The 12257-nt window shown below is 56.8% G+C and carries 15 protein-coding genes; 14 read left to right on the top strand and 1 reads right to left on the bottom strand.

Features of this window, described 5'->3' with window-relative positions; translation table 11 throughout:
* The 3 genes from E1297_RS45310 to urtE form a co-directional block, all read left to right on the top strand.
* Positions 1 to 930 (top strand): urea ABC transporter permease subunit UrtC (locus tag E1297_RS45310; RefSeq protein ID WP_155150560.1); only part of this gene is annotated, 930 nt, incomplete at its 5' end.
* Positions 927 to 1667: an urea ABC transporter ATP-binding protein UrtD gene (gene urtD / locus E1297_RS45315; RefSeq protein WP_155150195.1), complete on the top strand. Its 741-nt coding sequence runs from the start codon at positions 927 to 929 to the stop codon at positions 1665 to 1667. The genes E1297_RS45310 and urtD, both read left to right, overlap by 4 nt.
* Positions 1668 to 1670: 3 nt before the next feature.
* On the top strand, positions 1671 to 2366 hold the full coding sequence (gene urtE / locus E1297_RS45320; RefSeq protein WP_155150197.1) for an urea ABC transporter ATP-binding subunit UrtE: 696 nt from the start codon (positions 1671 to 1673) through the stop codon (positions 2364 to 2366).
* A 341-nt stretch (positions 2367 to 2707) separates the two neighbouring features.
* Here the strand turns inward: urtE and E1297_RS45325 are convergent, their stop codons facing one another.
* Positions 2708 to 3736 (bottom strand): LacI family DNA-binding transcriptional regulator, encoded by a 1029-nt coding sequence (locus tag E1297_RS45325; RefSeq protein ID WP_155150199.1) that lies wholly within the window; start codon positions 3734 to 3736, stop codon positions 2708 to 2710.
* A gap of 131 nt (positions 3737 to 3867) precedes the next feature.
* Here E1297_RS45325 and E1297_RS45330 point away from each other — a divergent pair, with 131 nt between their 5' ends.
* The 11 genes from E1297_RS45330 to E1297_RS45380 form a co-directional block, all read left to right on the top strand.
* A complete protein-coding gene (locus E1297_RS45330) occupies positions 3868 to 4053 on the top strand; it encodes a hypothetical protein (protein ID WP_155150201.1) in 186 nt (61 codons plus the stop codon).
* A 22-nt stretch (positions 4054 to 4075) separates the two neighbouring features.
* Entirely contained in the window at positions 4076 to 5221 is a 1146-nt protein-coding gene (locus tag E1297_RS45335; RefSeq protein WP_155150203.1) for a TRAP transporter substrate-binding protein, read from the top strand.
* A gap of 110 nt (positions 5222 to 5331) precedes the next feature.
* On the top strand, positions 5332 to 5844 hold the full coding sequence (locus tag E1297_RS45340; protein ID WP_155150205.1) for a TRAP transporter small permease: 513 nt from the start codon (positions 5332 to 5334) through the stop codon (positions 5842 to 5844).
* 12 nt (positions 5845 to 5856) lie between these two features.
* Positions 5857 to 7185: a TRAP transporter large permease gene (locus E1297_RS45345; RefSeq protein ID WP_155150207.1), complete on the top strand. Its 1329-nt coding sequence runs from the start codon at positions 5857 to 5859 to the stop codon at positions 7183 to 7185.
* Positions 7186 to 7197: 12 nt separating this feature from the next.
* A complete protein-coding gene (hisD, locus tag E1297_RS45350) occupies positions 7198 to 8505 on the top strand; it encodes a histidinol dehydrogenase (RefSeq protein WP_155150209.1) in 1308 nt (435 codons plus the stop codon).
* Positions 8498 to 9259, top strand: coding sequence for an SDR family NAD(P)-dependent oxidoreductase (locus tag E1297_RS45355; RefSeq protein ID WP_155150211.1), 762 nt, complete (start codon positions 8498 to 8500; stop codon positions 9257 to 9259). The genes hisD and E1297_RS45355 overlap by 8 nt, the downstream gene beginning before the upstream one ends.
* The gene (locus E1297_RS45360; protein ID WP_155150212.1) at positions 9256 to 10236 is read left to right on the top strand and encodes an alcohol dehydrogenase catalytic domain-containing protein; all 981 of its coding nucleotides are present in this window, start codon (positions 9256 to 9258) and stop codon (positions 10234 to 10236) included. The genes E1297_RS45355 and E1297_RS45360 overlap by 4 nt, the downstream gene beginning before the upstream one ends.
* Before the next feature lie 30 nt (positions 10237 to 10266).
* Positions 10267 to 10677: a universal stress protein gene (locus E1297_RS45365; RefSeq protein ID WP_155150214.1), complete on the top strand. Its 411-nt coding sequence runs from the start codon at positions 10267 to 10269 to the stop codon at positions 10675 to 10677.
* Positions 10678 to 10715: 38 nt separating this feature from the next.
* Positions 10716 to 11222: a sulfopyruvate decarboxylase subunit alpha gene (gene comD / locus E1297_RS45370; protein WP_155150217.1), complete on the top strand. Its 507-nt coding sequence runs from the start codon at positions 10716 to 10718 to the stop codon at positions 11220 to 11222.
* A complete protein-coding gene (gene comE, locus E1297_RS45375; RefSeq protein WP_155150218.1) occupies positions 11219 to 11773 on the top strand; it encodes a sulfopyruvate decarboxylase subunit beta in 555 nt (184 codons plus the stop codon). Before comD ends, comE begins: the two co-directional genes overlap by 4 nt.
* Positions 11773 to 12257, top strand: a 485-nt coding sequence (locus tag E1297_RS45380) for an alpha-hydroxy acid oxidase (protein WP_196223576.1), incomplete at its 3' end; no start/stop codon positions are given. The genes comE and E1297_RS45380, both read left to right, overlap by 1 nt.

Here is a 12257-nt window from a genome sequence, read left to right on the forward strand (position 1 = left end):
CTGGCACAGGTCGAAATTCCACCGACTTCAGCCGAGGTGGTGGACGCCATCGGCACACAAATCTTTGGCGTTGTCGGATCGTCGGAATTTCCGTTGATCTGGGCGTTTTCCCATAGCCTGACCCTGCAGCTTGTTCTGGTTGTGTTGGTCCCCGGTTTGCTGGCGCTGATCTTCGGATGGTTGGCTTTCCGGAGCCGTGTAACCGGTGTGTATCTGTCGATCCTGACGCAGGCCATGACTCTGGCGCTGGCCCTGTACCTGTTCCAGAACGATAGCGGCTTGCGCGGCAATAACGGGCTGTCCGGATTGCAGAACCTGCCAGGTGTCACCGCCTCGCAGGACGTGGTGTCGATCTGGTTCCTCTGGGCCTCGGCGCTGGCCTTGGGTCTGGGCTATATACTGGCCGCATGGATTGTTTCGGGCAAGTTCGGCTCGGTCATCCGCGGCATTCGCGATAACGAGGCACGGGTGCGCTTCCTTGGCTACTCGGTCGAGGTCTACAAGCTGGCCGTCTTCACCCTGACTGCTTGCATCGCGGCCATTGCCGGCGCGCTTTATTACCCGCAAGCTGGCATCATCAACCCCGAGGAGATGGCCCCAATCGCCTCGATTTATTTGGCCGTCTGGGTCGCCATCGGTGGACGAGGCCGCTTGTACGGCGCGGTAATTGGCGCAGCTTTTGTCAGCCTTCTCAGTACGTGGTTCACGGGCGGGCAGGCCCCGGATATTTCGCTTGGGTTTTACACGATCAAATGGGTCGACTGGTGGCAGGTGCTACTGGGCGTAACTTTCGTGTTGGTTACATTGTTCGCCCCGCAAGGCATTGGAGGATTGTTCGACTTGTGGACCGACCGCCGCCACCCGGACAGGCATGGGGCCAATCTGGGACCGGATGACGGCGCCCTACGAGAAAAGGAGGCCATGGAATGAACACGTTGCTTGAGGTTAGCGGTGTTTCGGTCACTTTCGACGGTTTCCGAGCTATCAACAACTTGTCGTTCCAAATCGGCGAGGTCGAGCTTCGCGCAGTGATCGGCCCGAACGGGGCAGGGAAAACCACGTTCATGGACATCATCACGGGTAAAACCCGACCCGATGAAGGGCGCGTCATCTGGGGAGAGAAATCCGTATCTTTGTTGGGACTTTCCGAAGCAAAAATTGCGCAGGCTGGGATCGGGCGGAAGTTTCAGAAACCAACGGTTTTTGAAGACCAGACCGTGCATGAAAATCTGCTGATGGCTCTTCAGAACAAACGTGGCTGGCTTCAAGTGCTTTTCTATCGAACCATCACTGACGATTTGCAGAAAGTTGAAGAACTGGCCGTCGAAATCGGTTTGCATCAAGACCTAAGCCGCAAAGCTGGCGAATTGAGCCACGGTCAAAAGCAATGGCTGGAAATTGGCATGCTGCTGGCCCAGGAGCCACGACTCTTGCTGGTGGACGAACCTGCCGCCGGCATGACACCGCAGGAGCGCGAACACACCACCGACTTGCTGTTACAAGCCGCCAGAACCCGTGCCGTTGTCGTGGTGGAGCACGATATGGAATTTGTTCGGCGCCTGAATTGCAAAGTCACGGTTTTGCACGAAGGGTCCGTCTTGGCTGAAGGGAGCCTTGATCACGTGACATCTAACCAGGACGTCATCGACGTATATTTAGGGCGCTAAACAATGCTGAAGCTGACTGATCTGACTCTACATTATGGGCATTCGCAAATCCTCAACGGGATTTCCATGGAAGCCAGACAAGGCGAAGTGACTTGCGTCATGGGGACCAATGGTGTCGGGAAAACCAGCCTGATGAAGGCAATATCAGGTACGCATCCGCGTTCGGCTGGTAATCTGGAACTGGACGGGGAACCTTTGGGTGTCCTACCTGCTCATCAAATGGCCTGGAAAGGTGTGGCCTATGTCCCACAAGGTCGCGAGATATTTCCTTTGCTCACAGTTCGCGAAAACCTTGAAGCGGGGTACGCCTGTCTGCCCGCCAACGAGCATTTCATTCCAAGTGAAATTTTTGAAATGTTCCCGGTCCTCAAGCAGATGCAAAACCGTCGCGGGGGTGATCTTTCTGGTGGTCAGCAGCAACAGCTGGCGATCGCGCGAGCACTGATAACGCGACCACGCCTTCTTCTGTTGGACGAGCCGACCGAAGGTATTCAGCCCAACATCATCCAACAGATAGGCGAAGTCATCCGGCACCTCAGAACCACGAGCGGAATGGCAATCATCTTAGTGGAGCAATACTTTGACTTTGCCTATGATCTTGCCGACAGATTTATCGCGTTGCGACGTGGAGAAGTGTTAATCGACGGCGCTAGGAAAGACGTGACACGCGATGAGTTACTGCAGGCCGTAACAGTCTAGTGCTGATATTGAGATTGGTTTCGGGATTGAAGAATGAAACCCAAAATTTGGCTTAATCTAAGCTCGGGATATAGTCTGATCCTCTGAACACGTTCAACTGAAACTGTATTTTCTTCTTATTCTCTTCATCCAGCCTCCGTATTGCAGCGTTCATCAAAGCTGCCATTGGCAACCTGACGGAGCATTCACTCACGCCAGTGCCTCATGAAAGAGCTGCCGCGAGTTGCAGCTGCTGACCAAACAGAACGTTGTATCCATTTTGCAATGGTTAGATCTGTTCTCAGGATCATCTGGATTAGGCGAGTTTCCTAGTTGCCTGAAGCTTTCCTAAATGCCCTTGGCTATGGTTGCCGTGGTGGTCTTGCCAAGGAACAGCGGTTCACAAGCCTTGTATTTATACAGATTGACCGGCCATCCGAATTACCTTCGACCATGGCGGTCAACTCGCGCGCAGCTTTTCGCCCCATTTCCCGGTGGGGAACATGAACAGTGGTCAATGCCGGACTGACGATCTCAGCAAGCTCAATATCGTCAAAGCCCGTTACAGAGACTTGCTCAGGTACTTTTATCCCCAGCCTTCCCGCCTCACGCAGGGCTCCCGCTGCCAGTACGTCGTTCCCGCACATAACAACCGTCGGCCTCGGAGTAAGCGACATGAGCTGCTGAAAAGCCTCGGCACCCTTTTCAATCTCATAGTCCGTTTCAATCAGCGTCAGGGAATTTGCGTCCAGACCGCTCTCTGCCATGGTCTGTCTGACGCCATCCACACGACTTTGCGCCCGGTCGTTGCCCAAAGTCTGGCCCGAAATCATCGCGATCCGCTGGTGGCCCGCTGAAATGACAGCTTGCGCCAGCTTGCCCATGGCATCCGTGTTGTCGAAACCAACAGAGGGACGATGCGCTTCTGGATCGTAGGACCAGGCGACCAGAGACGGAACCTGATGTCGCTCCAGATAGGTGTAGATTTCCGCGTCTCGTGCGTACCCGATCAGCAGCAGACCGTCTGCGCCGCGCGCAACCAGCGCGCGGATTTGTTCCCATTCCACTTCGGGATCATACGCTGAACTGGATACCAGAAGTGTATAGCCGCTCTCGCGAAGTTGGTCCTGAAACTCCTGCAACCCGCGGGCAAAGATAGCGTTGTCCATAGTGGGAATAATGGCGCCGATAGTGTAGCTGCGCTTCGCCGCCATAACCCGGGCCGCGAAGTTTGGCGTGTAGCCCAGCGATTCGACGGCCTGCATGACACGCTGTCGGGTAGCTTCAATGACCTGATCCGGTGAATTCAGGCATCGAGAAACCGTGGCGGTTGATACGCCCGCCGCTTTGGCGACATCGTTAAGTGTCGGAACTGAACGGTTTTTTCCCATGTGTTGCCCGCTGTGACTTTGAACCTTGTCATAACATAAAAACCTGCGCCTGCCATCCACGAATGTAAGCGCTTGCATTATCAATGTAAGCGCTTACAAATAGATTCGAGATACGATTCCGGAGTTCTAAGATGTTCCTTTGGGCTGCTGCTGCCGTCTTTGCGGTGTTTTTTGCCAATGTCGCGTTGGGCGCCTTTGGCGGCGGTGCCTTCTTAGGAGATGTCGGAGAAATGCTGGTTCTGTTTGCCGCCTCGATCCTGTTCGTAGCGGCCATTCTCAAACGCGAAGCTGACCAAAAGAACAAAAACGGCAGCTGACGGATCAATAGGGAGGAAGACAATGACGAATGCCAAGGATGGCCTCAAATCTGCTGAGCGCCGGAATTTTCTGAAACTGGCCTCAACCGGTTCATTCACTGCGGCTGTGGTGGCCGGTGCTGGCGGTGTGCTGTGGTCTTCAGAAGCCGCTGCACAAACCGCCAAGGAAGAGAAAGAGCGCGAGAGTGCAGCAGAGCACGTCATGACCGTTGCCACTGCCTATGTATTGGGTGCATCGCGCAGCTATCCGATTATGCAGTTGGATCTGAAGGAAAACATCCAGAACGCCACTAACGGGAAAATCTATGTCAAACTGGCGCCGGGAGGCCAGCTAGGTGCCGGTGGTGCATTGGTGCAAAAGGTTCAGGGCGGCACCATTCAGGCGGCGCAGCATTCGCTGTCGAATTTCGCGCCTTTTGCTTCCACCGTTGACCTGATCAACATGCCTTATCTTTGCGGCTCCAACCAGCGGTTCACCAACCTGGTGAATTCAGACTTCTGGAAGTCCGAGGTACACCCCAACGTGGAAGCCAACGGGTTCAAAGCCCTGTTCTATGTGAACATCGATCCCCGCGTTGTCGCGGTGCGCAAAGGTGGCAATGCCGTGATGTCACCCGGCGACATGGCCGGAGTGAAGTTCCGAGTGCCAGGATCGAAAATGCTGCAGCAGTACTACCGCATGGTCGGCGCCAACCCGACACCTGTGGCCTGGGGTGAGACGCCTTCGGCGATCAAACAGGGTGTCGCGGATGCGCTCGATCCATCTGTCGGGGCACTCTATGTCTTTGGCTTCAAAGACATCCTGAGCCACGTGACATTTACTCAGGCAGTGCCGGACAGCCAAGTCTATTCCTGTAACCTTGAGTGGTTCAATTCGCTGCCTGCAGATGTTCAGGAAGGTGTGATGTGGGGGTCCGAGCTGACGGCGCATCAGAACTTGGCCAAAGTGCCTTCGGCCCGTGCCTATGCAATGGCGGAATTGGCCAAGGCCGGTGTCGAATTCCATGCCCTTAGCGATGACCAACTGGGCGAGTGGAAAGAGGCTGGCGGGTATCAGCTTAGCGAATGGGATTCCTTCAAGACTGAACTTGCAGGCTCAATGGACAATTTCGCCAAGCTCGAGGAGGCCGCAGGCACGCAAGGGAAATACTACGTGCACGACGCCTGAGCATTACCGGGCCAGGGCGCTGGAAAGCGCCCGCCCTATTCTTCAACAGCCGCCTTCGCTGCAGCTCGCCAGGCTGGACGCAAGGGTGTGCCTGAACACCGGGAATGGCAATGAACATCCTGCGAACCATCGACCAGAACGCAGAACGTTGGCTGCTTCTGGTGTTCTACACAATGCTGGTCGTCACGATGGCGATTGAAGTGATACGGCGCGAGCTGTTTGCCTATTCCTCGATCTGGGGCGAGGAAATCGTCCGCTATTCCTTCATTTATCTGGCTTGGATCGGCGCTGCGGCGGCGGTCAAAGAGCGCGCTCATATCCGTATCGACGTGATCTTGCATTACCTCGGCCCGCGGATCAAGGCGCTGATCTACATCTTCGGTGATCTGGTGATGTTCGTAGTCGCGCTGGTGGCGCTTTATTGGTCCTTCGAAACGGTGCATGTCTCAGCCAAGTTCGGATCCGTCAGCCATGGCCTGCGGATTTCGATGGTCTGGTTCCTTGCTGCTGTGCCGCTGGGATTCACCTTGATGATCTGGCGATTGCTCCAGTCTTTCCGCCGCGATTTGCGCAGCCTTCGTGACGGCACACCCGTCTTCGAGGGCGACAAGCTGTTTGATTGAGAGGCCTGAGCGATGCTGTGGAATTCACTTAATCAAACGGTCGAGCTCGGCTGGGATTTCTACATTCCGGTAATTATGTTCGTTGCGCTGATCGCGCTCGCGGTGCCGGTCTGGGCCGCGATTGGAGCCGCGGCCATCACCATGTTGGTCATGTCCGGAGACTTGCCGCTGAGTGCTATCGGCGAAAGCCTGTTCACTGGCATCGATGCCTTTGCGCTGACCGCGGTGCCGCTTTTCATTCTGACCGGAGACGTTCTGGTCCGAACCGGCCTCAGTAAAAAATTTCTGGATGTGGCCGAGGCATTAACCTGCTGGACCCGAGGTGGCTTCGGATCAGCCACGGTTCTGGTTTGCGGTATGTTTGCGGCGATCTCGGGATCTGACGCAGCCGGTGCCGCAGCCGTGGGACGAATGACCATTAACCGCCTGGTTGAAAGCGGCTATCCACGCCCCTACGCTTGTGCCTTGGTCGCGGCGGGTGCATGTACCGGAATCCTTATCCCACCCTCCATTGCCTACATTATTATTGGCTTGGTTTTGGGTATCTCTGCCTCAACCTTGTTTCTGGCCGCTCTGATCCCGGGCCTTGCGATCCTGGTGTCGATCCTGATCACCAACATCATCATGAACCGGCTTTATACCTATGAGACCGGCGGCAACATGGGGTTTGGCGAATGGTTGGGCAATCTTGGCACCGCCCTGAAATCCGGCTGGTACGCCTTCATCGTTCCGGGGATCATCTTCTATGGGATCTTTTCCGGACGCCTGACACCAACCGAGGCTGGTGCCACTGCAGTTGTCGTTACAATCGTGATGGGTTTCATCCTTGGCACTCTGAAACTGGCGGACTTTCCGGCCATGCTGGTTAGCTCCGCTAAGGTGAACGGGGTGATCCTGCCGATTATCGCCTTTTCTGCCCCGTTGGCTGAGGCGCTGGCAATCATGGGTGTTCCGCAGGGCTTTGTGACCGCAGTCACCGGCCTTACAGATGATCCCGCCCTGTTGATCCTGCTGATGATTTGCATCCTGATCGCTGCGGGCTGCGTGATGGAAACCACGCCCAATATCGTGATCCTGGCGCCTATTCTGAAGCCTTTGGCGGATAACATCGGCATGAATGAAATCCAGTTCTGCATCATGATGATTACCGCGCTTGGGGTGGGGTTCATCACCCCGCCGCTGGGCCTCAACCTTTTTGTCGTATCGGGCATAACTGGTGAGTCCATTCTCAAGATTGCTGCCCGCGCTGTGCCCTTTGTTCTGACCATGCTAATCGTGGTGCTGTTAATCGCCTATTTCCCGCCGATCTCAACCACGCTGCTTCCTGATATCTACAAGTAGGACCCCTTGGAAATGACCCGTGAATATCTGAAAAAGGCTACCCTGACCCCTAAGTCGGACGCGTCTGAAACCCATAAGATCGTGCAGGGCATCCTCGACGATATTGAGGCCGGAGGCGATGCCAAGGCTTTGGAGTACGCCGCGAAATTCGACCAATATGAAGGCAACGTTCTGCTGACTCCGGAAGAGATCGAGGCAGCCTGCGCCTTGGTGCCGGAAAAGCTGAAGGCCGATATTAGGTTTTCCCACGACAATGTACGTCGCTTTGCCCAACTGCAAAAAGGCACGGTGCATGACGTGGAGATGGAAATCTCGCCCGGTTTCATCACCGGACAAAAGGCGATCCCGGTGGATGCGGCCGGATGCTATGTGCCGGGCGGGCGCTACAGCCATATTGCAAGCGCCATCATGACTGTGACCACCGCCAAAGTGGCAGGCTGCAAACATATCACCGCTTGTTCACCGCCGCGTCCCGGCGTGGGTGTGGCTCCTGCCATCATCTATGCCGCGCACATCTGCGGTGCCGACAAGATCATGGCAATGGGCGGTGTGCAGGGGGTTGCGGCGATGACCTTTGGCCTCTTTGGCCTGCCCAAGGCAAACATCCTGGTGGGTCCTGGTAACCAGTTTGTCGCCGAGGCGAAGCGCATCCTGTTTGGCCGCGTCGGCATCGATATGATCGCAGGCCCCACCGACAGCCTGATCCTGGCTGACGGCACCGCAGATGCTCACATCGTCGCTACCGATCTGGTGAGCCAGGCCGAGCATGGCTACAACTCTCCGGTCTGGCTGGTAACTGATGATCGCGCCCTGGCGGAAGAAGTTATGCGGCTGGTTCCGGGATACATTGACGACTTGCCAGAAGTGAACCGCGAGAATGCCGCCGCAGCATGGCGCGACTATGCCGAGGTGATCCTTTGTGCGGACCGAGAAGATATGGCGGCCTGTTCCGATGAATACGCGCCCGAGCATCTGACCGTGCAAGCCGAGGATCTGGAATGGTGGCTGGATCGACTCACTTGCTATGGCTCGCTGTTTCTGGGCGAGGAGACCACGGTGTCTTATGGAGACAAGGCAGCAGGCACAAATCACGTGCTTCCCACCTCGCGCGCAGCCAGCTACACCGGCGGGCTTTCGGTCCACAAATACATGAAGATAGTCACCTGGCAGCGCGCGTCCCGAGACGGTTCGAAACCAGTGGCCGAGGCCACTGCGCGGATCGCCCGGCTGGAAGGGATGGAAGGTCACGCCCGCGCTGCTGATGTGCGGCTGGCCAAATACTTCCCGGACGAAACCTTTGATCTGACCGCAAATGGCTAACCCGAGCGCCCTGTTCGACCTGACAGGCCGCACCGCCTGTATCACTGGTGCCAGCTCTGGGTTGGGCCGACGAGCGGCGGTTGTCCTCGCAGCCGCCGGGGCAAAAGTGGTAGCGATTGCGCGCAGAGAGGAGGCATTGGCCAGCCTAAGCGCCGAGATTGGATCATCCGCTGCGCATGTGGCGGCTGATGTTGCGGATAACAGCAGGCTCGAGGCGCTGAGAGATCAGATTTCAGCGCCCTTTGGCCCACCAGATATTTTGGTCCACGCAGCAGGCATCAACACACGGCAGGCTGCTGATGATGTAACGATCGGTGAATGGAACAAAACTCTGGATTTGAACCTCTCGGCCCCGTTCTTTCTTAGTCAAGCATTGACGCCTGCAATGCGGGAACGCGGCTGGGGTCGGATTGTCAATTTCGCATCTCTCCAAACCACCCGAGCCTTTCCCGGCGGCATCGCTTATGGGGCCAGCAAAGGTGGCATAGGCCAATTGACACGAGCAATGGCAGAGGCCTGGTCACGATTTGGCATCACCGCCAATGCGATCGGGCCAGGGTTCTTTCCGACCGAACTAACCGAAACTGTGTTCAGCGATGAGGAACGCGCAGCACGTAACGCCGCCCAAACCTGCATTGGCCGCAATGGTCGGTTGGAAGACATCGATGGGCCGCTCTTATTCTTGTGTTCCGAGGCGTCAGCCTATGTGACCGGCCAAGTCCTGATGGTTGACGGGGGGTTTACAGCGAAATGAAGGCCTTGGTTTACGAAGGTGTAGAGACGCTCTGTGTGCGAGATGTGCCAATCGCCGCGCCCCAAACCGGGGAGCATCTTGTCCGCATTGCCGCCTCTGGCATCTGTGGGTCTGACATGCATGCCTATTTGGGACATGATAATCGCAGACCCGCTCCTTTGATTCTGGGCCACGAAGCCGCCGGCGTGATCGAAGAAGGACCGCTGACGGGCCGGCGTGTCACGATCAACCCGCTGGTGACCTGCGGTGTCTGCGTCGCCTGCACTTCAGGGCGCGAAAACCTCTGCGCCGCCCGCCAAATCATCTCAATGCCTCCTCGCGAAGGGGCTTTTGCCCAGTTCGTCGCGATGCCAGAGCGCAACCTTGTTACAGTTCCCGATGAAGTGCCGCTGGAAAAAGCCGCTCTGGCGGAACCGCTGGCCGTAAGTTGGCACGCGGCCCGGCTGGCACTAGAGGCGCTGCATCCCGCGATGGAGCGTCGCGCACTGGTGATTGGCGGGGGCGCGATCGGGTTGGCCGCAGCGCTGGCATTGCGGGCGATGGGGGTGGAGGATGTAACTATCCAAGAGCCCAATGCGGCACGAAGGGCTTTTCTGACAGACCGCTGCAAGCAGCAGACGGCCGATGAATTTCAGGGCATGGTTCCATTGGTCGTAGACGCAGTAGGCTACAGAGCAACGCGAGCGGCTGCCTCTACTGCTGTCGCACCTGGCGGGGTGATCGTTCATGTTGGTTTGGGAGAAGACTCAGGTGGTCTGGATGTGCGCCGCATGACGCTACAGGAAATCACTTTCATCGGCACCTATACATACACCGCACAGGATTTTCGCGACACCGCGCATGCCATCTTTGATGGTCGCTTGGGTCCACTGGACTGGCCCGAACACCGGCCGCTGTCAGACGGGGCTGCGGCCTTCCGCGATTTGCGGCAAGGCGTGGTCGCGGCCCCGAAGATCATTCTTGACCCTTGGGCCTGAAGCCGCGCGCCAATTAAATGGAGAGCAACCATGTATAACAATATCCTGGTTCCCATGGCTCTGGATCACGGGGTTTCCGGAACCACGCTGGAAGCCGCTGCCACTCTGAGCAATCCGAGCGGGCGGATCACCGCTTTGCATGTCTATGAGGCGCCGCACGGTTCCGTCAGCACCTTTTTGGACGAAGATGCTGTGCGCGATGGTTTGGACATGGCCCACCAGCAGCTTGCCAAAAAAACTGCAGACTACAGCGATGTCACGACAGTGATAGTCAAGGGGCGTTCATACCGTGGCATCGTTGAATACGCCGCAAAAAACGGTGTGGATTGCATCGTCGTCGGTTCTCACAAACCAGGTCTCAGCGACTTTTTCCTGGGCTCGACTGCCGCACGAGTGGTCCGGCATGCACCTTGTGCTGTACATGTTTGCCGCACCACATGACTTTGACCAAAAAACATCCGCAACAAAGGCAATCAACTATGAACATAGACAAAAGGATCGCTGACGATCTGGCGGCCAATGACGTCTCTTTCGTCACAACGGTGCCCTGCAAACAGCTGGCGGGAGTGATCGAAGAGATCGATCAGCGTGACGATATCTTTCACATCCCTTCCAACAAAGAAGATGAGGGTATGGGATTGTGCGCCGGGGCCTGGATGGGTGGTAAGCGGCCCGCGATCATCATGCAGAACACTGCGATCGGCGTCACGATCAACACTCTGGCAACATTGATCCAGTACTACCGGATGCCGCTGCCGATGTTAATCTCCTATCGTGGTGAGTTGCGCGAGCCAGTGGCTTGTCAGGTCGAAATGGCGGTTCACACCAAGGCGCTTCTGGCGCAACTCAATATCCCGACCTACCACTTTCATTGGCAGAAGGACGTCGAGGAGTTGGACAATATTCTGAAATACACCTTCATGTGCAACAAACCCGTTGCCATCCTGACTGACGCCAATTTCTGGGGAGGCTATGGCGACCAATGATCCGCTCTGAAATCCTGAAAGAGATCGCACCAATTCTTCGTAACGAACTGGTTGTGTGTAACATTGGCATCCCGTCACAGGAACTGCATGCGATCGATGACCAGCCAAGCAATTTCTATATGTTGGGCACCATGGGGCTGGCCTCCTCCATCGGGCTTGGGTTGGCGCTCGCACAGCCTAAACCAGTGATCGTGATTGACGGTGACGGCTCGATCCTGACCAACCTCGGGACCCTGCCCACTATCGGTAACAACGCACCCGGCAACTACATCCTGATGATCATCGACAATGGCTCCTATGGCTCTACCGGTGACCAACCAACCTACACCAGCCAGCGCACCGATCTGGCCGCGATGGCCCGCGCAGCCGGTTGCGCCAAAGTGGTGGAGGTGCAGGATAAGGACACCGGACCAGCGTTGAAAGAAGCCCTGTCCAGCGGCGAGGCCACGGTGCTGGTGGTCAAGTGCGACAGCGGCAACGCCAAGATGCCTGTGATCACTATGGACCCGGTGGTGATCCGCGATCGGTTCATGAAAGCTGTTGCCAACTGATGGGCAAAAACGCCATCCATTCGGCCGAGGATGCCCGCCGCCTTGCCCGGCGACGGCTGCCTTGGATGGTGTTTGACTACATCGATGGTGCCGCAGGGCGTGAAACCGGGGCAGCGCGCAATCGTGTCGCGCTGGACGCCATCACCCTGCGGCCCCGCATCCTGCGTGATGTCAGCCGACGGTCCCTGGCATCACAGGTTTTCGGCGCCGACGCAGACCGTCCCTTTGGCATCGCCCCCATGGGTATGTGCAATCTGGCCGCTCCAGGTGCCGATTTGATGCTGGCACGGCTGGCGGCGCGCTACCGTGTACCCCACGGCGTCTCAACCGTTGCCTCCACCCCGCTCGAAACCATCCTGGAGGCGGCGCAAGGATATGCTTGGTTCCAGCTTTACTTCAGTGGCGACGGTAGCGGCACCTTTAAGCTGGCCGAACGCGCCAAGGCGGCCGGTTACCAAACCCTTGTGTTGACAGTGGATGTCCC

It is taken from the genome of Roseibium sp. RKSG952, from assembly GCF_009711355.1.